Raw genomic sequence first — 24,623 nt, 5'->3', positions numbered from 1 at the left:
CCTTCGAAGCCCTTCGATGGTTACGTTCACCGCACTGTGATCTGTGTCTCTTGCATATGTCCCTTAGGTGCGCAAGAGACCTGATATGGCGATCGAGGTCCCAGCGTAAGGATGATGCGCGAGCCTTGTGAAGAGCTTATGTGAGGCTCGCGCACGTCTCTAGGGGGACTCTCACCTTCATTTCGGCCGACGCGGTTGCGCCGGACTCAGCGGAAGGTCCGCAGCCGGAGGCTGTTCGTCACCACGAAGACCGAGGAGAACGCCATCGCCGCTCCCGCGATCATCGGGTTGAGCAGTCCGGCGGCGGCCAGCGGCAGCGCGGCCACGTTGTAGCCGAAGGCCCACACCAGGTTGCCCTTGATCGTGGCGAGCGTCCGCCGCGACAGCCGGATGGCGTCGGCCGCCACCCGCAGGTCGCCGCGCACCAGCGTCAGGTCGCCGGCCTCGATGGCGGCGTCCGTGCCCGTGCCCATCGCCAGACCGAGATCGGCGGTGGCGAGGGCCGCGGCGTCGTTGACCCCGTCGCCGACCATCGCGACCGTACGGCCCTCGGCCCGCAGCCGCTCCACGGCCGCCACCTTGTCCTCCGGCAGCACCTCGGCGATCACGTCGTCCGCGCCGATCCCGACCGCGCGGGCCACCGACTCGGCGACCGCCCGGTTGTCCCCGGTCAGCAGCACCGGCCGCAGCCCCAGCGCCCGCAGCTGCCGAACCGCCTGTGCGCTGGTCTCCTTGACCGCGTCCGCGACGGCGACGACACCCCGGGCCGCGCCGTCCCAGCCGACCACGACGGCCGTACGGCCCGCCGTCTCGGCCTCGTGACGGGCGCGGGCCACGTCCTCGGGCAGTTCCTCGAACAGGCGCCCGACGACGACCTCGCGGCCCTCCACGCGCCCGCGCACACCCCGCCCGGGCACGTTCTCGAAGTGCTCGACCGGCGGCAGCGGGCCGACCCGGTCCTCGGCGCCGGCCGCGACCGCCCGGGCGACCGGGTGCTCGGATGCGTGCTCCAGGGCGCCCGCCAGCCGCAGCAGCTCCTTCTCGTCGGTGCCCTCGGCGGCGTACACCTCCTGGAGGGTCATGCGGCCGGTGGTGACGGTGCCGGTCTTGTCCAGGACGACGGTGTCGACGCGGCGGGTGGACTCCAGGACCTCGGGGCCCTTGATGAGGATGCCGAGCTGGGCGCCCCGGCCGGTGCCGACCATCAGCGCGGTCGGCGTGGCCAGGCCCAGGGCACACGGGCAGGCGATGATCAGCACCGCCACGGCGGCGGTGAACGCGGCGGTGACGTCGCCGGTGGTCAGCAGCCAGGTCAGCAGGGTGCCGAGCGCGATCACCAGGACCACCGGCACGAAGACGGCCGAGATCCGGTCGGCGAGGCGCTGCACCCGCGCCTTGCCGTTCTGCGCGTCCTCCACCAGCTTCGCCATCCGGGCGAGCTGGGTGTCCGCGCCGACCCGGGTGGCCTCGACCACCAGCCGGCCGCCCGCGTTGACCGTGGCGCCGGTGACCGCGTCGCCCACGGCCACGTCGACCGGCACGGACTCGCCGGTCAGCATCGAGGCGTCGACCGCCGAGGCGCCCTCGACGACCGTGCCGTCGGTGGCGACCTTCTCGCCGGGCCGGACGACGAACCGGTCGCCGACCGCCAGCGCGGACACCGGGACGCGCACCTCGCGCCCGTCCCGGAGCACCGACACGTCCTTCGCGCCCAGCTCCAGCAGCGCCCGCAGCGCCGCGCCCGCGCGCCGCTTGGAGCGCGCCTCCAGATAGCGGCCCAGCAGGATGAAGGCCACCACGCCGGAGGCGACCTCCAGGTAGATCGTGGAGGCCGCGCCCATCGGGGAGACGGTGAGGCGGAACTCGTCGCGCATGCCAGGCATGCCCGCGTCGCCCAGGAACAGCGCCCACAGCGACCAGCCGAAGGCGGCCAGGGTGCCGACCGAGACGAGGGTGTCCATGGTGGCCGCGCCGTGCCGGGCGCCCGTGAGGGCGGCCCGGTGGAAGGGCAGCGCGCCCCAGACGACGACGGGCGCGGCCAGCGTCAGCGCCAGCCACTGCCAGTTGTCGAACTGGAGGGCCGGGACCATGGAGAGCAGGATCACGGGGACGGCCAGGGCAGCGGAGACGATCAGACGCTGGCGCAGCGAGGCGAGTTCCGGGTCCGCGGGGGGCGCCGCCTCGTCCGGTATGCCGGCGCTCTCGGGCTCGGGGGCGGGCGGGGGCGGTTCCTCGGCGGTGTAACCGGTCTTCACCACGGTGGCGATCAGGTCGGCGACCTGTACGCCCGGGGGGTAGGCGACCTTGGCCTTCTCGGTGGCGAAGTTCACCGTGGCGGTGACGCCGTCCATCCGGTTGAGCTTCTTCTCCACGCGGGCCGCGCAGGAGGCGCAGGTCATCCCGCCGATGAGCAGTTCGACCTCGGACGCCTCGGTGGTGGCCGGGGGCGTCGCCGTGCCGGTGGTGGTACTGGTCATGTCCGTACTCCAGATGACGGACCGGGCCGTACGGAGCCAGTATCAGCTGGTCGATACGGCCCGGTGTCGAGAGGTACCTCTTGGTCGGGGCGCGGTGCGTCTCAGGCGCGGCCGACGAGCTCGAAGCCCGCCTCGTCCACGGCGGCGCGCACCGCCTCCTCCTCGAGCGGGGCGGCGGAGACCACGGTGACCTCGCCGGCCGAGGCGACGGCCTTCACCGAGGTGACGCCGGGCAGTTCGGAGATCTCGGCGGAGACGGAGCCCTCGCAGTGTCCGCAGCTCATCCCGCTCACCTTGTAGACGGTGGTGACGGCGTCCGGGGTCTCGGTCTGGGCGGTCATGGCGCTCTCCTCCTCGTGACAACTGGGATCGACGTGGCCCACGGGGGGCTCACACGATCCAGACTATACCCCTAGGGGGTATAAACCAAAGAGGCGGCGTGGAGGGCGCCGGGCGAGGAGGGCGGTCGGGGGAGCGGTGTCCGGGCCCCGCGCGAGCAGCGTCGCACGCACCCCGCTCCACCTGGCGCCGATCGACCCCGGCGTGCCGAACTCGCGCAGGAGTACGAAGCCCGGCCGCGCCCGGCCCCCGGCGGTGACGGTGGCGACCGCCCCCGCCCCACCGGCCCCTCAGGCGCTCGAGGCCCCGCCGGTTCAGGCGATGCCGGGGTCCGGTGCCGCAGCTCCTGCCCGCCCACCTGCCCCTCCAGTCGTCCGGTGCGTGAGGCTGAGCCCGTGCAGGACGATGCCGGGGTCCCCCTGTTCGAGCGGAGCCGAGAGCTCGGGGGAGGGTGAGGGCGGCGGGGGCGAAACCCTCGGCCGGCCGCCGGGTCGCGGTCGGCCACCGCGGTCGGCCTCCGCCGCCCCGCCGGCGGTTCCCGGCAACCCGGCGCCGCCAGGCCTCCCGGCGTCGCCCCTCCGCCCCGCGCTAGCGTTCCCTTCCGGAACACGATCTCCGGAAGCCGGGACGGACAGGCGGGCAGCCGTCGCTCCGGGCCGCGACCCGGAGCGACGGCACGGCGGGAAGGCGAGGTGACGCCGCATGCGCGCGGTGGTGTTCGAGCGGTTCGGGGAGCCGGCCGAGGTGCGGGAGGTCGCGCGGCCCGAGCCCGCGGAGCACGGCGTGGTGGTGCGGGTCGAGGCGACCGGCCTGTGCCGCAGCGACTGGCACGCCTGGCAGGGGCACGACCCGGACGTGACCCTCCCGCATGTGCCCGGCCACGAACTCGCGGGCGTCGTCGAGAAGACCGGCCCACGCGTGACCCGCTGGCGGCCCGGCGACCGGGTGACCGCGCCGTTCGTCTGCGCCTGCGGCGCCTGCCCGGCGTGCGCGGCCGGCGACCAGCAGGTGTGCGAACGGCAGACCCAGCCCGGCTTCACGCACTGGGGCTCCTTCGCCCAGTACGTCGCGCTCGACCACGCCGACGTCAACCTCGTCGCCGTGCCCGCCGACCTCTCCTTCGCGACCGCCGCCTCCCTCGGCTGCCGGTTCGCCACCGCCTACCGCGCGGTCGTCCAGCAGGGCAGGGTCGCCCCCGGCGAGTGGGTCGCCGTGCACGGCTGCGGCGGCGTCGGCCTCTCCGCGGTGATGATCGCGGCGGCGTCCGGCGCGCGCGTCGTGGCGGTGGACGTCTCACCGCGGGCGCTGGAGCTGGCCCGGCGGTTCGGCGCGGCCCGGTGCGTCGACGCGTCACGGACGCCGGACACCGCGGCGGCGGTCGTCGAGGCGACCGACGGCGGCGCCCACCTCTCCCTCGACGCGCTCGGCTCGCCCGCCACCTGCGCCGCCTCCGTGAACGGCCTGCGCCGCCGCGGCCGGCACGTCCAGGTCGGCCTGCTGCCCTCCGCGACCGGTACGACGCCGGTCCCCATGGCCCGCGCCGTCGCGCTGGAGCTCGAACTCCTCGGCAGCCACGGCATGGCCGCGCACGCCTACCCCGAGATGCTGCGCCTGGTGGCGGCGGGCGTCCTGCGCCCCGACCTGCTGGTGACCTCGACCGTCCCGCTGGCGGCGGTCCCGGACGCGCTCGCCGCGATGGGCACGGCGCCCGGCGGCGGGGTCACCGTCGTCGAGCCCTGGAGCTGAGCACGGGCGGGAAGGCGGCTCGCGGCGGACCCCGGCCGCCACCACGCCGCGACGGACTCAGTCCCCACCGCGGCGCCCGCGGTTGCCGGGCCGGGCGGCGACCCAGGCGCGGACGGTGTCGGCGTGCCAGAAGGGCCTGCCGCCCTCCACAAGGTCCGGCGGCGGCAGCAGCCCGTGCTTGCGGTAGGACCGCACGGTGTCCGGCCGTACCCGGATGTGCGCCGCGATCTCCTTGTACGACCAGAGCTTTCGGTCGGTCATGTACGTACCTCCCAGTGCCCGGCGAACGACCCGGCCCGGGCGGCGGCATGGTCTGTCGCGCCGGTGTGACGCAGGGGCCACACAACCGGGACATCTGTGACAGGAGGGTTGCGTAACGGCGTCTTCCGTCCCTCGCTCGTCCGAATGTCCGGACAATGCGTTGACAGGCCGCCGCGCCCGGCGCTAGAACCGGGGAGATCAGACACACATACGTTCGCCGCCCGCGTCGGCGAGTGGAGCGCGCTGTCGGTGTGCGGGCGGTTGTACGGTGCAGGTACCTGACGTCACGGAGCACGCGGAGTTCCGAACCACCGGGCGGTGAGCGCACGTTGAGTCGACACACCCAGGCGCTCGGCGCCGCCCGGCCACCGATCGCCTCCGGCGCGGGAGGCCGCTTCGCCCTGGCAGGAGCGAAGTGCGAGCGTCGACTCCCCGCCCGCTACGGCCCCGCGCCGGAGGTCTCCGCCCCGCCCCCGCACGCCCCGGCGGGCCACGGGCCCGGACCGCGCCCGCGACCCGCGCCCCCCGGTGACCGGCCGTCGCGCGCACCCGTCCCGCCGGGCCCCCGACACGCGCGCGCCCCACGGCTCCCGTCCGTACCGGGCGCGGCGGCGGACACTCCCTCATGTGTCTACAGGGACGCCGAAACCGCAGACACAGTGTCGGGCGCGCCTGCCGCGCGGCTCCTGGTGGGATGGACAGGTGACCGGGACCGAGGGGCGAACGCCCGCGGCCGGGGCACGTGAGCTGCACGAACGGCACGTCTCGAACCCGACGCCGCCATCTGTGAAGGAGTAACCGGGCATGACGAAGATCGTCAACCACTGGATCGGCGGGAAGACCGCCGAAGGCGCCTCGGGGACGTACGGGCCGGTGACGGACCCGGCGACCGGCGCGGTCACCACCAAGGTGGCGTTCGCCTCGGTCGACGAGGTGGACGCGGCGGTGGCCGCCGCCAAGGACGCGTACGCCGCCTGGGGTCAGTCCTCGCTGGCCCAGCGCACCACGATCCTGTTCCGGTTCCGCGCCCTGCTGGACGCCCACCGCGACGAGATCGCCGAGCTGATCACCGCCGAGCACGGCAAGGTGCACTCCGACGCGCTCGGCGAGGTCGCGCGCGGCCTGGAGATCGTCGACCTGGCCTGCGGCATCACCGTGCAGCTCAAGGGCGAGCTGTCGACGCAGGTGGCGACGCGGGTGGACGTGGCCTCGATCCGGCAGCCGCTGGGCGTGGTCGCCGGCATCACGCCGTTCAACTTCCCGGCGATGGTCCCGATGTGGATGTTCCCCATCGCGATCGCCTGCGGCAACACGTTCGTGCTGAAGCCGAGCGAGAAGGACCCGTCGGCGTCGATGCGCATCGCCGAGCTGCTGTCCGAGGCCGGCCTGCCCGACGGCGTGTTCAACGTCGTGCACGGCGACAAGGTGGCCGTCGACCGCCTCCTGGAGCACCCCGACGTCAAGGCGGTCTCCTTCGTCGGCTCCACCCCCATCGCCCGCTACATCCACACCACCGCCGCCGCCAACGGCAAGCGCGTGCAGGCCCTGGGCGGCGCCAAGAACCACATGCTGGTCCTGCCGGACGCCGACCTGGACGCGGCGGCCGACGCGGCGGTCTCGGCGGCCTACGGCTCGGCGGGCGAGCGCTGCATGGCGATCTCCGCCGTCGTCGCGGTCGGCGCCATCGCCGACGAGCTGGTGGACAAGATCCGCGAGCGCGCCGAGAAGATCAAGATCGGCCCCGGCGACGACCCGGCCTCCGAGATGGGCCCGCTGATCACCGCCGCCCACCGCGACAAGGTCGCCTCCTACGTGAAGGGCGCCGCCGACGAGGGCTGCGAGGTCGTCCTCGACGGCACCGGCTACACCGTGGAGGGCCACGAGGACGGCCACTGGATCGGCCTGTCCCTGCTCGACCGGGTGCCGACGACCGCGAAGGCCTACCAGGACGAGATCTTCGGCCCGGTGCTGTGCGTGCTGCGCGCTGACACCTACGAGGAGGGCCTGGCCCTCATCAACGCCTCGCCGTTCGGCAACGGCACCGCGATCTTCACCCGGGACGGCGGCGCGGCCCGCCGCTTCCAGCTGGAGGTCGAGGCCGGCATGGTCGGCGTCAACGTGCCGATCCCGGTCCCCGTCGGCTACCACTCCTTCGGCGGCTGGAAGGACTCGCTCTTCGGCGACCACCACATCTACGGCAACGACGGCACGCACTTCTACACCCGCGGCAAGGTCGTCACCACCCGCTGGCCCGACCCCTCCGAGGCCCCCGCCGGCGTCGACCTGGGCTTCCCCCGCAACCACTGACGCCCGCCCGGCCCTCCGGCCTTCGACCCGTGCCCCGTCCCGACACCCGTCGGGACGGGGCACGGGCGTGTGCGCGGGCCTGTGGCCCCGGGCGTGTGCGCGGGCGGGGGCGTGTTGCGGGGGCGTGTGCGCGGCCTGGGCCCGGGCGCGGCGGAGCACGGGCCTGTGGCCCGGAGCGGCCGTGTGCGCGGATCTGAGGCTCGGGGGGCAGCCGTGTGCAGGCCACCTGGGCCCACGGCTCCCTCGGCCCTCTCCTCGCCGTACCCGCCCGCCCCCGCCACGCCCCCGCGCGGCCCGTCCCCCGCGGCATCCGTCGCCGCTGCGGGTGTCCGCAAGGTTGCCGAGCGTGACGCCGACCCTCGTCGCGGTCGTCCGTTATCCGGACGTCCGCAACTTTTTTTGCGCCGCCCCCTGCGATTCCCGTGCGTAGGGGATGAAACGGGTGCCGGAGGCTACCAAGTGACTTTGCCTTCGAAAACAAGGTCACACTTCGGCGGAGCTTGATGAATGCCCTGGCGGTGGCTCGGTACCTGCGAAAACGAGCCCGCGCTTCACAGGTTGCGACTGCGGATTCCGAAGGTAAACAGCCATTGACGTGACGGTTTTCGTCGGGGTTCCATGCTGGCGCTGGGAGCGGACGAAAAAACGACGAACGTACGAGCGAAGCCGCCGGAGGCGATAGCGCTCCCGAGCCCCTCACCTGTTGCACGAGTCGATCGGAACCGCCGTATGACCGACACGCTCCGCCCTGTCGAGAACGCCGTCGCCGAGGCGACCGGCGCCCCCGCGGGGACGACGGACAGCCCCAAGCAGCTCAAGCGCTCCATCGGGGTCGTCGGCGGCACCCTCCTCACGCTCTCGTGCGTGACGCCCGCCTCCACGCTCTTCGTGGTCGTGCCCGACCTGTTCGGCTCGCTCGGCACCGCGACCGCCCTGACCATCGCCATCGGCTCGCTGCTCTGTATCGCCGTGGCGTTCTGCTACTCCGAGCTGGGCACCCTCATCCCCAGCGCGGGCGGCGAGTACGCCATGGTCTCCACGATGGCCGGGCGGCTGGCGGGCTGGCTGGTCTTCGTGCTGTCCCTGCTGGTCGTCGTGATCGTCCCACCGGTGATCGCGATGGGCACGGCCGACTACCTGACGCCGATCGTGCACCTCGACCCGGCGATGACCGGCGCCGCGGTGATGCTCCTGGCCACCCTCGCCGGCCTGCTGGACCTGCGCGCCAACGCCTGGATCACCGGCATCTTCCTGGTCCTGGAGGTCATCGCGGCCGGCGTCGTCGCCCTGCTGGGCTTCGCGCACAGCCAGCGCGGCGTCGGCAGCCTGGTCTCGATGCAGGTGGCCGACTCCGCCGGGCACACCGACCCCGTCACCGCGATGCTCGTCATCTCCGGGCTCGCCATCGCGCTCTTCGCCACGCAGGGCTTCTCGACCGCCGTCTACCTCTCCGAGGAGCTGGAGAACCCGCGCCGCAACGTCGCCCGCACGGTGCTGGCCACCCTGGCCATCTCCTCCGTGGTCATCCTGGTGCCGGTCGTCGCCATCACCATGGGCGCCTCCGACCTCAAGGAGCTGACCAGCGGCGACCTCAGCTCGATGGTGACCGCCTGGTCCAACTCCGCGGTCGGCACCTTCGTCAGCCTGTGCGTGGCCCTGGCCATCATCAACGCCGGCATCGTCATGGTCATCCAGAACTCCCGCGTGCTGTTCGCCTCCGCCCGCGACAAGGCCTGGCCCGCGCCGGTCAACAACGTCTTCTCCAAGCTGGGCCGCTTCGGCTCCCCCTGGGTGGCCACCCTGGCGGTCGGCGTCCCCGGCGCCGCCCTCTGCTTCGTCAACCTGGACACCCTCTACGGCGTCACCGGCGTCTCCGTGACCGGCATGTACATCCTGGTCGCGGTCGCCGCCCTGCTGTGCCGCCGGGGCGACCACAAGCACACCGCCGCCTGGCGCATGCCGCTGTGGCCGGCCGTCCCGATCCTGCTGATCGTGGTCCTGGTGTACGTCCTCACCCAGCAGGAGGTCGGCTACCTGCTGTGGACCGGCGGCATCATGGCCGTCGCCACCCTGTACTGGGCCTTCTACCTCCGCCCCCGCCGCGAGACCCGCTGGCTGGTGTCCCTCCCCGAGGACGAGCAGGCGTAACCCGGCGAACTCCCCCGATACCCGGCGCGCGCCCTGCCGGCGAAGGCCCTCCGCCCCCCCGTGGAGGGCCTTCGCCGTGCCCGCCCGGTCCGCCGCCAGGGCTCGCCGTGCCCGCCCGGCCCCGCCTTCGGAGGGGTTCGCCGGACCGGCCCTACCACGGCCGCGGTACGCCGCCCGGCGGCCGTACTCCCGCAGGAGGGGACGCGGGTCGGCCCAGCGGCGGCATCGCTTGTCGGTGGCGGCCCGTACGGTGGAGGCATGGATCTTCGAAGGCTGCTGCGGCGGCCCCGGCGGTGGCTCGCCGCCGGGGCCGCCGTCGTCGTGCTCGCCGGAGCCGGCACCTGGACCGCGGTCGCCTCCGACGACCCGCCCGCCGTGCACCGCACCGACCGGATGATCGTCACGGGCGGCGGCGTGCGCGTCGACACCTCGTACTTCACCCCGGCCGGCCCCGGCCGCCACCCCGCCGTCCTGCTCGGACACGGCTTCGGCGGCAGCAAGGACGACGTACGGCAGCAGGCCCAGGACCTCGCCCGCGACGGGTACGCGGTGCTCACCTGGTCGGCCCGCGGCTTCGGCAGGTCCACCGGCAGGATCGGGCTGAACGACCCGAAGGGCGAGGTCGCCGACGTCTCCCGGCTGATCGACTGGCTCGCCCGCCGGCCCCAGGTCCGGCTGGACGGGCCCGGCGACCCGCGCGTGGGCGTCGCCGGCGCGTCCTACGGCGGCGCGATCGCCCTGCTCGCCGCCGGCCACGACCCGCGCGTGGACGCCATCGCCCCCGCGATCACCTACTGGAACCTCGCCGACGCCCTCTTCCCGAACGGCGTCTTCAAGAAGCTGTGGGCCGGCGTCTTCATCAACTCCGGCGGCGGCTGCGCCCGCTTCGAACCCGAGCTGTGCCGCATGTACCAGCGCGTCGCCGAGTCCGGACGCCCGGACGCCGAGGCGCGCGCCCTCCTGGAGGCCCGCTCCCCGGCCGCCGTCGCCGGCCGCATCAAGGTGCCGACCCTGCTCGTCCAGGGCCAGACCGACTCGCTCTTCCCGCTCGGCCAGGCCGACGAGGCCCAGAAGGCGATCAAGGCGGGCGGCGCACCCGTCGACGTGGACTGGATCGCCGGCGGACACGACGGCGGCGACCTCGAAGGCAGCCGGGTCCAGTCCCGCGTGAAGACCTGGTTCGACCGCTACCTCAAGGGCGACAAGGGCGCGGACACCGGCCCCGCCTTCCGGGTCACCCGCACCGGAGGCGTCGACTCCACCGACGGCGCGGCCCTGCTGCGCGGCGCGAGCGCGGACACGTACCCGGGCCTGGCGAGCGCACCGCGCGCCGTCGCCCTGACCGGGCGCGCACAGCGCGTCCAGAACCCTGCGGGAGCCAGCCCGCCCGCGGTCTCCTCCCTGCCCGGCCTCGGCGCCGCCGGCGGCTCGCTCGCCCGGCTCTCCGCGATCGGCGTCGGCGTGTCGCTGGACTTCCCCGGCCAGTACGCCAAGTTCGACTCGGCCCCCATGACCGCGGACCTGCGCGTCACCGGATCCCCGACGGTCACCGTGCACGTCACCTCCACGAGCGACGACGCGGTGCTCTTCGCCAAGCTGTACGACGTGGGGCCCGGGGAGGCGCGGCCGGTGCTGCCCGCCCAGCTGGTCGACCCCGTGCGCGTCGGGGGCGCCAAGGCCGGCAAGGACGTCGCCCTCACCCTCCCCGCCATCGACCACGAGGTGCAGAAGGGCCACCGGCTCCGCCTCGTCCTCGCCTCCACCGATCTCGCCTACGCCTCCCCGTCCGCACCGGCGACGTACACCGTCGCCCTCAGGAGCGGCCTCTCGGTGCCGACCGCGCCCGGCGTCACCACCGCCGCCGCCCCGCTGCCCGCCTGGGTGTGGTGGCTGCCGGCCGCGGGCGCCGTCGCCGCGGCCGCCCTGCTGCTCACCGCCCGCCGCCGCACCACGGCCCCCGCGCCCGATCCGGCGCTCGCCGAGGTCCCCCTCCAGATCACCGGCCTGAGCAAGCGCTACGCCAAGTCCACCGGCCTCCCCCGAACTCTCGGCTTCGCTCGAGCAGGGGGGACCCCCACCGCCGTACGCGACCTGTCCTTCCGCGTCGAACAGGGCCAGGTCCTCGGCCTGCTCGGCCCCAACGGCGCCGGCAAGACCACCACCCTGCGCATGCTGATGGGCCTGATCCGGCCCGACGACGGCGAGATCCGCGTCTTCGGCCACGCCATCCGGCCCGGCGCGCCCGTGCTCTCCCGGGTCGGCGCCTTCGTCGAGGGCGCCGGCTTCCTGCCGCACCTGTCCGGCCGCGAGAACCTGGACCTGTACTGGCGGGCCACCGGCCGCCCGCCCGAGGACGCCCACCTGGACGAGGCCCTGGAGATCGCCGGCCTCGGCGACGCTCTCGCCCGCGCCGTGCGCACCTACTCGCAGGGCATGCGCCAGCGCCTGGCCATCGCCCAGGCCATGCTCGGCCTGCCCGACCTGCTGATCCTCGACGAACCGACCAACGGCCTCGACCCGCCCCAGATCCGCGAGATGCGCGAGGTGATGATCCGCTACGCGGCCGGCGGGCGCACGGTGATCGTCTCCAGCCATCTGCTGGCCGAGGTCGAGCAGTCCTGCACCCACCTGGTCGTCATGGACCGGGGCCGGCTGGTGCAGGCCGGCCCGGTGCGCGACATCATCGGCTCCGGGGACACCCTGCTCGTCGGCACCGCCACGCCCGTGGACGAGCCCGTGGCGGAGAAGGTGGCCGCCCTGCCCGGCGTGGCCACGGCGGTGCGCACCGAGGACGGCCTCCTCGTCCGGCTGGAACCCGGCGGCACACCCCAGGCGCTGATCGCCGAGCTGGTGCGGCTCGAAGTGCCCGTCGCCTCCGTCGGCCCGCACCGCCGCCTGGAGGACGCCTTCCTCACCCTGATCGGAGATTCCGCGTGAGCACGCTCACCGAGCCCGTGGCGGCCGCCTCCGGCTACCGCGCGGGCCGCACCCTGCCCCTGCGCGTGGAGCTGGCGCGCCAGCTGGGGCGCCGCCGCACGCTGATCATGGGCGGCATCCTGGCCGCGCTGCCCTTCGTGCTGGCGGCCGCCTTCGCCATCGGCGGCGACCCCGGCGGCCGCAACGACCAGGTGACGCTGATGGACACGGCCACCGCCTCCGGCGCGAACTTCGCCGCGGTGAACCTGTTCGTCTCGGCGGGCTTCCTGCTGGTGATCCCGGTGGCCCTGTTCTGCGGGGACACGGTGGCCTCCGAGGCGAGCTGGTCCTCCCTGCGCTACCTGCTCGCCGCGCCCGTGCCCAGGGCCCGGCTGCTGTGGTCCAAGCTGACCGTCGGGCTGGGGCTGAGCCTGGCCGCGATGGTGCTGCTGCCCCTCGTGGCGCTGGCCGTCGGCACCGCGGCCTACGGCTGGGGCCCGCTGCGCATACCCACCGGCGGCGCGCTCGACGCGGGCACCGCCGCGGAGCGCCTGGTGGTGGTCGTGGCCTACCTGTTCGTCTCCCAGCTGGTCACCGCCGCACTGGCGTTCTGGCTGTCCACCCGGACGGACGCGCCGCTGGGCGCGGTGGGCGGCGCGGTCGGCCTGACCATCGTGGGCAACGTGCTGGACGCCGTCACCGCCCTCGGCCACTGGCGCGACTTCCTGCCCGCGCACTGGCAGTTCGCCTGGGCGGACGCCGTACAGCCGCACCCGGAGTGGTCCGGGATGATCCAGGGCACGGCGGTCTCCGTCACCTACGCGCTGGTGCTCTTCGCACTGGCGTTCCGGGGTTTCGCCCGCAAGGACGTGGTGTCCTAGGGCCCTTGCGCGGCTTCGGCGCGGGTCACGCGGGCCAACCGGGTGAACTTGCGCCACCAATCGCCCGGTGTCGGGTTGAAGAAGCAGTAGGGCATGCGGCGCTACGAGAACTCGGTCTCCCGGTTCCAGGGCCGGCTCTCCCCATTCTTCACACAGGAAGACACCACATTGCGACAGACCCTGAGCAGGGGAGTGTTCGCGGCGGCGGCCGCCGCCACGGGCATTCTGTCCCTGTCCGGCACCTCCGCCTTCGCCGACACCGACGCCCACGGCACCAGCGAGGGTTCGCCCGGCGTGCTGTCCGGCAACACCGTGCAGGCGCCGGTCGAGGCGGAGGTGAACGTGTGCGGCAACACCGTCAACGGCGTCGCCGCGCTCAACGGCTCCTTCGGCAACACCTGCGAGAACGGCCCCGATGCGGCCCCGCCGGTCAAGCCCGCGCCCACCCCGCCGGCCCCGCGCACCGAGACGCCGCGCCCCGCGACCCCGCCCGTCCGGTACACGCCGCCGGCGGAGCCGCAGGGGCCGCCGCAGCTGGCCGAGACCGGAAGCAAGGCCACCACCCTGGCGGCGGGCGTCGCCAGCGCCGCGCTGATCGCGGGCGGGGCGATGCTGTACCGCCGCGGCCGCGCCGCCGCCCAGCGCTAGCGTCTTCCGTCACGGGAGGCCCCAGGCACTGCCGCAGGCAGTCCGGCGTCTCACCTGGCCACCGGGTCACCCGGGTACGCACCGCGTACCCGGGTGACCCGCTGCCGTTCGGCGCCCCGCACGGGCCCGTCCCGCACCGGCCGGGCCGTGCGGGACGGCGCGGACCGGGCGGGCGTGGAACGGGCGCCGCCGCGGGACGACCCTCGGCGGCGGTCCGTCAGTGGCGTGCCGGGGACGGGGACGCGGCGCGGCTGCCGCCGGGCCCGGGAACCGTCACGGCCGCCGGGGCCGGGGGAGCCGTCCGCAACCGGCGGCGCACCCCGCGCACCAGAGCCGCCGCCGTGAACGTCGCGCCCTGCACGAACCGCATCGCCGGGCCGAAGCCCGAGGCGGTCACCAGGCCCGCCATGAACAGACCGGGGTGCGAGGACTCGAAGTCGTGTCCCACCTCGGGGGAGCCGTCGGGCAGCGCGGCCAGCGTCCCGCGCAGCTCCGCGGCGAGCATGCCGAACCGGTCGCAGCTCGTCCGGAACCCGGTCGCCGCGATGACGTGCTCGGTCTCCAGCGTGCGCAGCGCGCCGTCGACGCTCACCGTCTCCAGCCGCAGACCGCCCGCCATCGCACGGGCCGAGGCGATCTCGTGCCCCGGCAGCAGCTCCACCCTGCTCTCCACCCGGTCCCGCACCCACCAGGCGCCCGCCGGACCCAGCGCCGTGGCCGCGATCCGGGCCCGGGTCGGCTCCGGCAGGCGGCGGAAGAGGTTCGGGCGCTCGGAGTAGAACCAGTTCCGCCAGCCGGGGCCGAGGCCGCTGTGCGGGGAACGGACCGACTGCCACCAGGGGCGCTCCAGGACCGGCGGCAGATCGTTCCACCGCAGCCGGTCGGCGCGCGCCAGCACCCGCGCCCGCGAGCCCTGCTCGGCCAGCAGCGCCGCGGTCTCCAGCGCGGCCTGGCCGCCGCCGACCACCGTGACGTCCATGCCGCGGAAGCGGACCAGGTCGCTGTGGTCGCTGCTGTGCGTCACCAGCGAGGGGCGCAGCGCGCGCAGCACCGGCGGCACCTCGACGAACGGCATCACCCCGACCGCCAGCGCCACCGTCCGCGCCTGCACGGCCTGCCCGTCCTCGGTGACCACGGTGAAGCCGCCGGGGCCCGACGAGATCCGGGTCACCGTGCGCTCGTCCACCCCCGGCACGGCGTTGCGCGCGAACCACAGACCGTACGCGGCGAACGTCTCCACCGGAATCGGCTCGGCGTGCCGGGCCGTCGTCCCGTGCTCGGCGCAGTAGGCGTCCAGCCGCCAGCGGCCCGCCGGGTCGGACAGGTTCGACGCCCACGGCTCGGACTTCAGCAGCATGCCGCGCGGCATGTGATCGCGCCAGGACGCCATGGGCCGGCCGAAGACGCGCAGGTTCAGCCCGGCGGCCGCCGCGTGGGAGGCGATCGACAGGCCGTAGGGGCCCGCGCCCACCACCACAAGGTCGTACTTCATCGACTGCTCGCTTTCTCGTTGTCGGTCAGGGGGGTCAAGGAGGACGGCGGGGACGCCGGGGACGGCGAAGCCACCGGAGTCGCCGGGGGCTGCGGAGTCGCCGGGGGCTGCGAAACGGCCGGGGACGGCTCGGCGGACGACGACGGTTCGGTGAACCGGGACGGACCGGTGAACGGCGATGGTTCGGCGGACGGCGACGGTTCGGCGGGAGGGAACTGCTCGGCGACCGTCGCGCGCAGCCGCTGCCACAGCCGGCGGGAGACGTGCCGGCCCCACAGGGCCCACATCGCCCGGCCGGGTCCCCGGTCGTCCGGGGCGTACCAGGCCAGTTCGCGCCCGCCCGGCGACGGTCGCAGCGCGACCTGCGGCGCGTAGTTCTCCACCACGAACTCCCGCCCGGCCAGGGGAGCGCCGTCCGGCACCGGACGCCCGGTCAGGTCCAGGTGCAGGGCGCGTACGACATCCAGTCCCGCGCCGTCCTCGAACAACCGGAACTGCGCGCCGGGACGCGGATTGAAGTCGAGCAGGTGGTGACGTCCCGTCATCTCGCAGCGGCGGAAGTCGAGGTCGAGGACGCCCCGGTAGCCCAGCTCGGCGACGAGTCGCTCGGCCGCCCGCCGGACCTGCGGATCGGGCGTCCAGCGGCCCACCGCGGTCAGCCCCGCGCCACGCGGCCACGCCAACCGCTTGAGGCCGGTGCCGCCGGAGCGCAGGGCGCCCGAGCGGTCGGCGTAGCCGTGGAAGAACCAGTCCCGGTCCGGCCCGGGCGGCAGGTACGCCTGGAGCAGCAGCCGGCTGCCCGCCTCCTCGCTGCGCAGGTACAGCTCCCGGGCCTGCCGCTCGGAGCGCACCAGCACCGTGCTGCGCAGGTCGCCGCCGGCCGGCAGCAGCCAGGGGCGGCTCCACTTGGCGACCACCGGGAGGCCGAGCCGCCGCACGTCGGCGGCGGCCCGCGCGGCGCTGTCCGGGATCAGCGTCAGCGGGTGCGCGATGTCGGCGGTGGCGCACACGGCGGCCAGTTCCGCCTTGTCCGCGACGCGTTCGGCCAGCGCGCCCGGCTGGTCCGGGAGGAGGTAGGCGGGGGCGAGGTCGTCCCGCTTGCGGGCCACGGCGATGGCGCTCGCGTCGTCCATCGGGACCAGCACGGCGGGCCGCCCGACCCGGCCGGCCACCTCGCGCAGCACGGCGAGGACGTCGTCCGGCGACGCACCGGGGAGCGGCGGCGCGTGCGTCCGGTGGACGAAACGCGAATCGCGGACGGGACTCCCCGCCGAGTCGGCGACGACGTGCACCTCCACTCCCGCCCGGCCGAGGGAACGCACGGCTCCGAGCGTTCCGTGATGAAAGGGATTCCGGTCGATCCGCAGCACTACTGCGGGGAACCGGGTGTCGAGCAGCGGCACGAATTCTCTTTTCTCGGGTTTCTTCTCTCGGATTCTTCGCAGTGGCTCACCCGTACGGGCGAGCCGGGCACTCGAAAGCCGGGACGGCGGTGGCGCCTTCGGCTTTCCTGTGCCTGACTTCATATGACTGGTCGTCAATACGGGTAATGAAGAGGGAAGTCCGGACAGGAACGAGGAAAGGGGCAGGAATGGCACCGGAGCAGAGGCGGACGCGGGTCCGCCGGCTGGCCGTGGGCGCGGCGGCGGTCGTCGCGCTGGCCACCCTGGCGTGCGGTCCCGCGGTGGGGGTGGAGGTGGTGCGGGCCGCCGATCCGCGGGCCCCCGCACCGAGCCCGCCGGTGCCCGTCCCGACCGCCGCGACCGCCGCCCAGGTACCCGCGGCCACCGTCCCGGCCGTCCCTCAGGCAGCGGCGACGCCCGCGCTCCCGGCGACCCCCGCGGCGACCGTCCCAGGCGTCCCCATGGCACCCGCCGCGCCCGTCCCGGCCGTTCCCGGGGCGACCGTTCCGGGCGTTCCCGTGGTGACCGTCCCGCCGGTGCCGTTGATCACGGCCGCCGTGCCGACGCCACCGATCGGCGTCACGCCATGGGCGACCGTCCCGGCGCCGGTCGCGCAGGCGCCCGCCTTCGGCGCCTTCCTCAGCTCCGACGCCCGTGGCGTGGCCCGGATGCCGCAGCTCAGCCACTGGCTGGGCGGCGCCGAGCTGCGGGTCGGCCACACCTACCTGCCCGGCGACCGCTGGAGCGACATCGAGGGAGCGCCAGGCTTCCTGGACGCGTGGGCGCGCTGGCGCAACGAGAAGCCCGACCGGATGCTCGTCCTCAACGTGCCCCTGCAGGAGCGCAACGAGGCGGGCGTCTCCGACGACGGCGTCCGACGGCTGCTGAGGCAGGGCGCGGCCGGGGACTTCGACCAGCACTTCCGTGCCCTCGCCGAGCGGCTGGTCCGGCTCAAGGTGCCGGACACGGTCCTCGTGCTCGGCTGGGAGATGAACGGCACCACGTACACCCACCGCTGCGGCCCGGACCCGCAGTCCTGGAGGAAGTACTGGAACCGGATCGTCACCGCCATGCGCTCGGTGCCGGGCCAGAGATTCCGGTTCGACTTCGCGCCGAACCGGGGCCGGGACGCCGTTCCCTGGACCGAGTGCTATCCGGGTGACGACACCGTCGACATCATCGGCATGGATTCCTACGACCAGCCGACCGGAATCTCCTTCGCCGAACAGGTGAAGGAGCCGTACGGACTCCAGGCACACGTGGATTTCGCGAAAGCCCACAACAAGCCGATCTCGTACCCCGAATGGGGGCTTTTCCGCAACGGCGACAACGCCGAGTACATGCGGCGCATGCTCGCCTGGATGGACGAGCACAAACCGCTCTACAACACGCTCACCGACTACTGCCCGCACGGTGTGTGGCAGTGCGCGGCCAACCCCCGGGCGGCCCAGGTCTACCGGTCCGTTCTCTTCGGTCGCGTCGACGAACCCCAACCGGCCGCGACCCCGACGCCCACGCCGCAGCCGACCGCGCCCTCCGCACCCGCCGCCCCGCCGGACTGCTCGCCGCTGGACCTGGGCAGCTGGGTGGAGTACTGGCTCGGCGGGAAGCTCTGCGTCCGCTTCGACTGGTGGTCGCACGGCGGTTAGCGCGTCCCCGGGCCCGGCCGGGCGCGCCGTGGTCACCGTCGGCCCCGCGCGTCGGCGGCGACGGCCGGGCCGGGCACCGCGACGGCGGGCACGGCTCCGTCGCCGCCCGAGCCGCCCGAGCCGCCCGAGCCGCCCGAGCCGCCCGCGCTCCCGGTCCTGTCCGTCCCGCGCGAGCCGCCCGGGCCGGTCAGCCTGGGCCGGGCCAGCAGGGCCAGTCCGCACAGCAGCCCGCCCGCGCTCGTGCCCACCAGGGCGGTCACCGCCGTCGAGGCGGACGTCGGCTCGGTCGGCCTGATGGCCCGTGAGAACTGCACGAGCTCCACCTGGGTGCTGGCCTTGGCGGCGTTCGCCTGCCGGGTCAGCGCCCGGGAGACGGCGTTGGCCATCTCCGCGGCGAGCGCGGGCCGCGCGGAGGTGGCGGAGACGGCGACCATCGGGGCGTCTGGCGAGGTCTCCGCCCGCACGTCGCGCTGCAGGGTGCGCACCGGCACGCCCGCCTGCTGCTGCGCCTCGGCGAGGACCGCGGGCTGGGTGGCCACCCGGCCGTACGCCTGGGCGAAGCCCAGCGCGGAGTTCCCGTCGGCCTTCTTGGTCGGCACGGCGACGATGTAGCTGGTGGCCGTGTACGTCGGCGGGGTCAGCCAGCCGTACGCCCCGCCGAGCAGCCCGCCGGCGAGGGCGCCGGCCGCGAGCACGGACCAGGACGGCAGCCTCCTGACACGGGCCAGGGACGGGCGCCACCGACGGGGCGCGGTGCCGCTCACGGCGGTCCCGGCCTCGGCCGCCCCGTCGATCGCGACGGGCTTCGCTCCAGCGGTCCCGGTCCCGGTCCCGGTCCCGTTCCCGTTCCCGGTCCCGGCCTTGGCCTCGGCCGTGACGGGCTCGGCTTCGGTGCTCTTCGCCGTGGCGGGCTCGGCGTCGGAGGGCGCGGTGGCGACGGTCTCGGCCCCGGAGGACTCGGCCGCGGCCGGCCCGGCGTCGGCGGCGGTCGCGACGGACCCGGCTTCGGGGACGGCGGTCGCGACGGACTCGGTCGCGGGCGCCTCGGTCGAGGCGGGCCCGCCGCGCGGGGTGTCGGTCATGACGGACTTGCTCCTGGAGGTGGTCATGATGACGGGCTTGCTCCCAGAGATGAGGGGGACGACGGGCTGGAGACCGCTGCCGCGTACACGCCCATCAGCCGGTCGGCGCTGCGGGCGATGCTGTAGCGGTGCGCGGCCTGCGGTGCGGTGCGCGGCTGCGGGCCCGCCGCGCGGGCCTCGGCGATCGCGCGGGCGTACGCCTCGGCGCCGCCGCGCACCTGCAGCGCCCCTGCCGCGGCCCGGCGCGGCAGGTCCTCGACGGCCGGACAGGAGGCGTAGCGGACGGGCAGGCCGCAGGCCAGCGCCTCCACGACCGCGAGGCCGAAGGCCTCCTCCTCCGACGGCGCCGCGAGCAGGTCCATCGCGCAGGTGAGCGAGGGCAGGTCGGGGCCCGGGGACCCGTCGGGGACGCAGGGGCGCTCGCCGGTGAACAGGACCCTCCCGGCCACGCCGGCCTCGCGGGCGGTGCGGCGCAGGACGTGCTCCTCGGGCCCGCCGCCCACCAGGAGCAGCCAGCAGTCCTCCGGGAGCAGGGCGAGGGCGCGGACGAGGACGTCGAACCGCTTGCCCGGGGCCAGCCGGCCCACCCCGCCGACGACGTACGCGCCCGCGGGCAGGCCGAGGCGCCGGCGGGTGCGCTCGCGGCGCTCCGGGTCGAAGCGGAAGCGGTCCAGGTCGACACCGTTCGGGATGACCTCGATGCGGGGCGCGGGCACGCCCCAGCGCTTGAGCCGGTCGGCGACCGTCGGGGAGACGGCGACCGTGGCCGAGCCCAGGCGCTCGCTGGCCAGGTACAGGGCGCGCACCCCCGCCGTCAGCCTGCGGCCCTCCATCTGCGAGTCGCCCAGGGAGTGCTCGGTGGCGACGACGGCGCGGACCCCGGCCAGGCGGGCGGCGAGCCGGCCGTAGACACAGGCCCGGTACAGGTGCGTGTGCACCAGGTCGTAGCGGCCCGCGCGGATCACCCGGACCAGGCGCGGCAGCGCGGCCAGGTCGCGGTTGCCGCCCATGCCGAGGTGCACGACGCGGACGCCGTCGGCGGTCAGACCCTCGGCGACCGCGCCGGGATGGGTGAGCGTCACGACGTCGCAGGGGACGGGCAGATGGCGCAGCAGCAGCCGCAACTGCTGCTCGGCGCCGCCGACACCGAGCCCGGTGATGATGTGCAGCGCCCTCGCCGGCGCGGGCGCCCTGCCCGACGGCCTCGTGCTCGCCGCGGCCGGGGCCGCCGCCGGCGTCGTGCCCGTCGGGGTTCCTGCCGGTGTGCCCGGTGCCGTGCCCGCCGTCGGCGTCGTGCCGGCCGTCGTGGTCGGTCTCATCTACAGGCCCTCCGCCGGGCGCCGGCGCAGCCGGTGCAGCCGGAGCTTGAGGTGCAGGCGCAGGACCGTGTCGTTCTGGCCGACGTGCGCGCGCGGCAGGGCGTACGGGCCGGTCAGCGGGCCGGGGTCGATGGCGCAGGCGTACGCGTAGCCCGCCTCCCGCACCGCCTCGGCGACGCGGGCGTCGACCGTGCCGTACGGGTAGCAGAAGCCGTCGGTGCGCACGCCGGTCAGCTCCGTGAGCAGCGTCCGGCTCTCGGCGACCTCGGCCCGCAGCGTGCGGTCGTCCGCACGGGTCAGATCGACGTGGGTCAGCCCGTGCGAGCCGATCTCGACGCCCTCGGCGGCGGCGTGCCGGATGCCGTCCGCGGCCAGCAGCGGCTTGCGCGGGCCGAGCGGATCCCAGGCGTTGTCGCCGCCGAGCCGTCCGGGCAGGACGAACAGGGTGGCGCGGCAGCCCCAGCGGCGCAGCAGCGGCAGGGCGTCGGTGACGAAGTCGGCGTACCCGTCGTCGAAGGTGAGCCCGACCAGGCCCCGGGCCTCGCCCCGGGCGCGGGCGGCGAGCAGCTCGCCCATGGACACGCCCCGCAGCCCGCGCCGGCGCAGCCACGCCAGCTGCCGCTCCAGCCGCTCGGGCGTGACCGTGACGCGGTACGGGTCGTGCGAGCAGTCGCCCACCGAGTGGTACATCGCCACCCACGGGAACGGCCCCTGACGGGGGACGGGCGCGGTGCCCGGGACGGCGGAATCAACGGGTGCGGCCATGTGCGAGCCTTCGTGTGACGGTGCGGACGGAGCGCAGTGCGGATGTGCGGCCCCGGGGACCCAGGGCCAACGTGAGCGGGACGAAGACGGCGGTCACGGTCAGGCAGCCGGCCGCGAGGCCCGCCGGCGCGGAGTCCGGGCGGCTCGCGACGAACGCCCCGGCGACGGTCGCGACGACCGCCGCGCGCACCGGCCGGCTCAGCTCGGCCAGCACCTGCCGGACGTGCACCGACACGCCGTCGGCGCCGCCGCGGCCCGCGCGCAGGCCGGTCAGCAGCAGGACGGCGGTGACGGTGATGCCGAGGGCGTTGGCGGCGGCGATGCCCGACACGCCGAACGGGCCGACGGTCGCGGCGCCGGTCCAGGAGGTGACGGCGATGCCCGCGGCCATCGCGGCGACCGGGTACCAGCGGGCCCGGCCCGCCGAGAAGTAGGAGCGGACCAGGGCGCCCACCAGGGTCTGGCCCAGCAGCCCGAGGGCGTACACGCGCATGACGGCCGCCGTCGCCGCGGTGTCCTCGGCGGTGAACGCGCCGCGCTGGAAGAGCAGTTCGGTCATCTGCGGGGCACAGGCGATCACCGCGCACATGCCCAGCAGCACCAGGCCGGAGGCCAGCGCCAGGTCCCGCTGGACGCGGTTGCGGGCCCGCTCGGTGTCGCCGTCCGCGAGGGCCCGCGCCACCACCGGGAAGGTGACGGTGCACAGCATCAGCGACAGCGTCATCGGGATCTGGGCGACCTTCTGCGCGTAGTTCAGGTGCGAGATGGCCCCGGCGGGCAGGGTGGAGGCGAGGAAGCGCTCGACGAGGACCTGCGACTGGCGGCACAGCGCGAACAGCAGCACGGCGGCGACCAGGGCGAGCTGCATCGGCCGTCCCTCGGCGTCCGTCCCGCCCGCGCGCGGCGTCGGCCGGCGGGACGTCAGCTGCCGCCACAGCGAGGGGAGCTGGACGGTCACCATCAGGACGCCGCCCGCCGCGACCCCGAACGCCGCCGCGCGCACGCCCCAGCCGGAGCCGAGCAGGTACATCGCGGCGATGATGCCGCTGTTGTAGGCGACGTAGATCGCCGCGGGCGCGAAGAAGCGGCGGTGGGCGCGCAGGGCCGCGCTGCAGTACCCGGCGAGTCCGAAGGCCAGTACGCAGGTCGCGGTGAGCCGGGTGCAGTCGGCGGCGAGGCGGGGGTCGGGCAGGCCGGGCGCCAGCGCCCGGACCAGCCAGGGGGCGCCGCCGGCCACCAGCGCGGCGACCGCGGCCAGGGCCAGGCACAGCCGGGGCAGGGTGGCGCCCACCAGCGCCCGCACCGGATCGCCGCCGGCGCCCTTGGCCCGGCGGGCCAGCGCCATGCTGAACGCCGGGATCAGCACCAGGGCGAGCCCGTCCTCGATGAGCAGCGTGGAGGCGAACTCCGGGACGGTCCAGGCGACCAGGAAGGCGTCCGTGTCGCTGCCCGCGCCGAACAGCCGGGCCAGCGCCTGGTCGCGCACCAGGCCGAGCAGCGAACCGGCGATGGACAGCGACGCCGTGACGAGGGTGGCCCGCGCGAGGAACCCGCGCGACGCCGGCCCCGGTTCGGCCCCGCCCGAGCCGCCCTTGCGAGCGGGCGGCACGGTCGCGTCCGCGCCGGGCACGCCGGCGCGGGGAGCGGCGGTGCGGGAAGCGGCGGTGTGCGATGCGGGGGGTCCGGGTGCGGGCTCGTGTCCGGGCGCGACCCCGGGTGCCCTGGGGCCCCCGAGGTCTTCGGTGAACCCGAGGTCGAGAGGTGCGGCGCCGGGCCCGGGCACGCCGGCGGCGGACTCGGGCGCCCCCGAGCCCGTACCCCCCGAGGGGTCCGGGACGGACGGAGGTCTCACGGTCATCGGGTCACCGCCTCCTCGGCGCGGGCCGGAGCGAGGGCGCGCGGCGCGTGCCGGCCGGCCAGGGACCACCACGCCGTGAGGCCGAGGGCCAGCCCGGTCAGCACGGTCGAGGGGCCGCCGATGTCCCCGTACACGAAGTCCGTCAGCAGCCAGACCAGCAGCCCGCAGGCGACCAGGCCGCAGTCGAGTCCGGGGCCGCCGCCGTCACGGACGCGCGGCAGCCGCCGCAGCGCGCACACCAGCAGCGCCAGCCAGCTCCCGGCGAGCCCGACCAGCCCGAGCAGCCCCTGCTCGCTCAGCAGCAGCAGGTACATGTTGTGCGGCGACAGCAGCGGCTGCCGCCGGTACGAGGCGCCCGCGCCCGCGACCTCCGCGCCCGAGGACAGCGCCAGCGTGGCGTTTCCGTCCCGGTACCGCGGGAAGCCCTTCAGCCCCACACCGGTCACCGGGTGCCTGCGCCACATGCCGACGGCCGAGCCCCACAGGGTGTACCGGTCGAGCACCGACTGGTCCGGGGCGTCGGTGACCTGGGCGATGCTGTCGATCCGCTCCTGCAACTGCGCGGTGCCGAGGCCGAACCCGCCGACCAGGACCACACCCGCGGCGGCGACGCCCGCGGCCGTCACCAGCGCCCGCCGCGGCCCGGCCAGCACCAGCTGCAGCGAGCACGCCAGGGCGGTGGCGATCCACGCGCCCCGGCTGAAGGAGAACGCCAGCGGAGCGAGCAGCGCCAGCGCGCACCCGGCGGCCGCCGCCCGCTGCCGCACGGACGAGCGGCCCAGCGCGATCCCGACGGCGCACACCAGGCCGAGCGCGACCGCCGTCGCCATGCCCATCACGTCCTGCGGCCCGAACGTGCCCACCGCCCGGACGTCCTCGCCCTGGTAGGAGGCGCCGGTCCGGGTGACGTACTGGTGCACGCCGACGGCCCCCTGCGCCAGCGCGAGCCCCACGAACGACCAGGCCAGCAGCCGGAAACCGGACCGGTCGCGGATCAGCAGCAGCACCGCCGCCGGGACCAGCACGAAAACCTGGAGGTAGCGGCCGAGCCCGGCGAGCCCGACCTGCGCCGAGGACGCCCCCATGGCGGACAGCGCCAGACCCGCCACCGGAAGGCCGAGCACCGCGGCCGCGGCCGGCGACAGCGGGCGCCGCCGCTCGCGCACCACCAGGACCAGGCAGCACACCACCATCAGCGCGGAGACCACGTCGGCGGGCTCCGCGCCGCCCGGCGACACCGGCAGGGCCAGCAGCGCGACCACGGCGACCGCGGCCGTGACCGGCCCCAGCGCGCCGGCCCGGCGCGGGAGCGCCGTCAGAGCGAGACTCACG

General features: G+C 75.2%; 17 protein-coding genes and 1 pseudogene. 8 read left to right on the top strand and 10 right to left on the bottom strand.

Annotated elements, in window-relative coordinates; translation table 11 throughout:
* Positions 1-206 precede the first annotated feature (206 nt).
* Together ACH5A8_RS04235 and ACH5A8_RS04230 are read right to left on the bottom strand one after the other, a co-directional pair.
* Positions 207-2,477, bottom strand: a complete 2,271-nt coding sequence (locus ACH5A8_RS04235; protein WP_398997729.1) for a heavy metal translocating P-type ATPase — start codon at positions 2,475-2,477, stop codon at positions 207-209.
* A gap of 101 nt (positions 2,478-2,578) precedes the next feature.
* Entirely contained in the window at positions 2,579-2,818 is a 240-nt protein-coding gene (locus tag ACH5A8_RS04230) for a heavy-metal-associated domain-containing protein (protein ID WP_398997727.1), read from the bottom strand.
* Between the two features lie 700 nt (positions 2,819-3,518).
* Between ACH5A8_RS04230 and ACH5A8_RS04225 the strand changes: the two genes are divergently transcribed.
* Complete coding sequence (locus ACH5A8_RS04225) at positions 3,519-4,562, top strand: zinc-dependent alcohol dehydrogenase family protein (protein WP_398997725.1); 1,044 nt, start codon at positions 3,519-3,521, stop codon at positions 4,560-4,562.
* 57 nt (positions 4,563-4,619) lie between these two features.
* Here ACH5A8_RS04225 and ACH5A8_RS04220 read toward each other — a convergent pair whose 3' ends face one another.
* Positions 4,620-4,823: a helix-turn-helix transcriptional regulator gene (locus tag ACH5A8_RS04220; protein ID WP_398997723.1), complete on the bottom strand. Its 204-nt coding sequence runs from the start codon at positions 4,821-4,823 to the stop codon at positions 4,620-4,622.
* A gap of 362 nt (positions 4,824-5,185) precedes the next feature.
* On the opposite strand from ACH5A8_RS04220, the pseudogene ACH5A8_RS04215 reads away from it, so the two are divergent.
* The 6 genes and pseudogenes from ACH5A8_RS04215 to ACH5A8_RS04190 form a co-directional block, all read left to right on the top strand.
* Positions 5,186-5,284 (top strand): annotated as a pseudogene (locus tag ACH5A8_RS04215) (5-deoxy-glucuronate isomerase); the annotation flags it as partial.
* Between the two features lie 343 nt (positions 5,285-5,627).
* The gene (gene mmsA / locus ACH5A8_RS04210) at positions 5,628-7,130 is read left to right on the top strand and encodes a CoA-acylating methylmalonate-semialdehyde dehydrogenase (RefSeq protein WP_398997721.1); all 1,503 of its coding nucleotides are present in this window, start codon (positions 5,628-5,630) and stop codon (positions 7,128-7,130) included.
* A gap of 729 nt (positions 7,131-7,859) precedes the next feature.
* The gene (locus tag ACH5A8_RS04205; RefSeq protein WP_398997719.1) at positions 7,860-9,278 is read left to right on the top strand and encodes an APC family permease; all 1,419 of its coding nucleotides are present in this window, start codon (positions 7,860-7,862) and stop codon (positions 9,276-9,278) included.
* 258 nt (positions 9,279-9,536) lie between these two features.
* Positions 9,537-12,215, top strand: coding sequence for a CocE/NonD family hydrolase (locus tag ACH5A8_RS04200; protein WP_398997717.1), 2,679 nt, complete (start codon positions 9,537-9,539; stop codon positions 12,213-12,215).
* Positions 12,212-13,075, top strand: a complete 864-nt coding sequence (locus tag ACH5A8_RS04195; RefSeq protein WP_398997715.1) for an ABC transporter permease — start codon at positions 12,212-12,214, stop codon at positions 13,073-13,075. Before ACH5A8_RS04200 ends, ACH5A8_RS04195 begins: the two co-directional genes overlap by 4 nt.
* A 93-nt stretch (positions 13,076-13,168) precedes the next feature.
* Positions 13,169-13,723, top strand: a complete 555-nt coding sequence (locus tag ACH5A8_RS04190; RefSeq protein ID WP_398997713.1) for a chaplin — start codon at positions 13,169-13,171, stop codon at positions 13,721-13,723.
* 217 nt (positions 13,724-13,940) lie between these two features.
* Here ACH5A8_RS04190 and ACH5A8_RS04185 read toward each other — a convergent pair whose 3' ends face one another.
* Both ACH5A8_RS04185 and ACH5A8_RS04180 read right to left on the bottom strand, forming a co-directional pair.
* Entirely contained in the window at positions 13,941-15,215 is a 1,275-nt protein-coding gene (locus ACH5A8_RS04185; protein WP_398997711.1) for an FAD-dependent oxidoreductase, read from the bottom strand.
* Positions 15,212-16,618: an ATP-grasp domain-containing protein gene (locus ACH5A8_RS04180; RefSeq protein ID WP_398997709.1), complete on the bottom strand. Its 1,407-nt coding sequence runs from the start codon at positions 16,616-16,618 to the stop codon at positions 15,212-15,214. Before ACH5A8_RS04180 ends, ACH5A8_RS04185 begins: the two co-directional genes overlap by 4 nt.
* A 188-nt stretch (positions 16,619-16,806) precedes the next feature.
* Between ACH5A8_RS04180 and ACH5A8_RS04175 the strand changes: the two genes are divergently transcribed.
* Positions 16,807-18,267 carry a glycoside hydrolase family 26 protein gene (locus ACH5A8_RS04175; RefSeq protein WP_398997707.1) on the top strand — a complete coding sequence of 487 codons (1,461 nt, stop codon included), beginning with the start codon at positions 16,807-16,809 and terminating at the stop codon, positions 18,265-18,267.
* Positions 18,268-18,299: 32 nt separating this feature from the next.
* Here ACH5A8_RS04175 and ACH5A8_RS04170 read toward each other — a convergent pair whose 3' ends face one another.
* The 5 genes from ACH5A8_RS04170 to ACH5A8_RS04150 form a co-directional block, all read right to left on the bottom strand.
* Complete coding sequence (locus ACH5A8_RS04170; protein ID WP_398998263.1) at positions 18,300-19,031, bottom strand: lipopolysaccharide biosynthesis protein; 732 nt, start codon at positions 19,029-19,031, stop codon at positions 18,300-18,302.
* A gap of 341 nt (positions 19,032-19,372) precedes the next feature.
* The gene (locus tag ACH5A8_RS04165) at positions 19,373-20,668 is read right to left on the bottom strand and encodes a glycosyltransferase (RefSeq protein WP_398997705.1); all 1,296 of its coding nucleotides are present in this window, start codon (positions 20,666-20,668) and stop codon (positions 19,373-19,375) included.
* The gene (locus ACH5A8_RS04160; RefSeq protein WP_398997703.1) at positions 20,669-21,433 is read right to left on the bottom strand and encodes a polysaccharide deacetylase family protein; all 765 of its coding nucleotides are present in this window, start codon (positions 21,431-21,433) and stop codon (positions 20,669-20,671) included.
* Positions 21,417-23,063: a murein biosynthesis integral membrane protein MurJ gene (murJ, locus tag ACH5A8_RS04155; protein WP_398997701.1), complete on the bottom strand. Its 1,647-nt coding sequence runs from the start codon at positions 23,061-23,063 to the stop codon at positions 21,417-21,419. The genes ACH5A8_RS04160 and murJ overlap by 17 nt, the downstream gene beginning before the upstream one ends.
* Positions 23,064-23,287: 224 nt before the next feature.
* Positions 23,288-24,622: an O-antigen ligase family protein gene (locus ACH5A8_RS04150; protein WP_398997698.1), complete on the bottom strand. Its 1,335-nt coding sequence runs from the start codon at positions 24,620-24,622 to the stop codon at positions 23,288-23,290.
* Position 24,623: the final 1 nt, after the last annotated feature.

Source organism: Streptomyces sp. NPDC018610, from assembly GCF_044391765.1.
Lineage (GTDB): Bacteria > Actinomycetota > Actinomycetes > Streptomycetales > Streptomycetaceae > Streptomyces.
The sequence above is the reverse complement of the archived record's forward strand: the minus strand, read 5'-3'. Positions and strand labels throughout refer to the sequence as shown.

Coding starts and splice junctions, on each gene's coding strand:
- ACH5A8_RS04165 (WP_398997705.1), bottom strand. CDS start 20,668: ATGAGACCGACCACGACGGCCGGCACGACGCCGACGGCGGGCACGGCA.
- ACH5A8_RS04185 (WP_398997711.1), bottom strand. CDS start 15,215: ATGAAGTACGACCTTGTGGTGGTGGGCGCGGGCCCCTACGGCCTGTCG.
- ACH5A8_RS04205 (WP_398997719.1), top strand. CDS start 7,860: ATGACCGACACGCTCCGCCCTGTCGAGAACGCCGTCGCCGAGGCGACC.
- ACH5A8_RS04225 (WP_398997725.1), top strand. CDS start 3,519: ATGCGCGCGGTGGTGTTCGAGCGGTTCGGGGAGCCGGCCGAGGTGCGG.
- ACH5A8_RS04235 (WP_398997729.1), bottom strand. CDS start 2,477: ATGACCAGTACCACCACCGGCACGGCGACGCCCCCGGCCACCACCGAG.
- ACH5A8_RS04160 (WP_398997703.1), bottom strand. CDS start 21,433: ATGGCCGCACCCGTTGATTCCGCCGTCCCGGGCACCGCGCCCGTCCCC.
- ACH5A8_RS04175 (WP_398997707.1), top strand. CDS start 16,807: ATGGCACCGGAGCAGAGGCGGACGCGGGTCCGCCGGCTGGCCGTGGGC.
- ACH5A8_RS04220 (WP_398997723.1), bottom strand. CDS start 4,823: ATGACCGACCGAAAGCTCTGGTCGTACAAGGAGATCGCGGCGCACATC.
- ACH5A8_RS04230 (WP_398997727.1), bottom strand. CDS start 2,818: ATGACCGCCCAGACCGAGACCCCGGACGCCGTCACCACCGTCTACAAG.
- mmsA (WP_398997721.1), top strand. CDS start 5,628: ATGACGAAGATCGTCAACCACTGGATCGGCGGGAAGACCGCCGAAGGC.
- ACH5A8_RS04190 (WP_398997713.1), top strand. CDS start 13,169: ATGCGGCGCTACGAGAACTCGGTCTCCCGGTTCCAGGGCCGGCTCTCC.
- ACH5A8_RS04200 (WP_398997717.1), top strand. CDS start 9,537: ATGGATCTTCGAAGGCTGCTGCGGCGGCCCCGGCGGTGGCTCGCCGCC.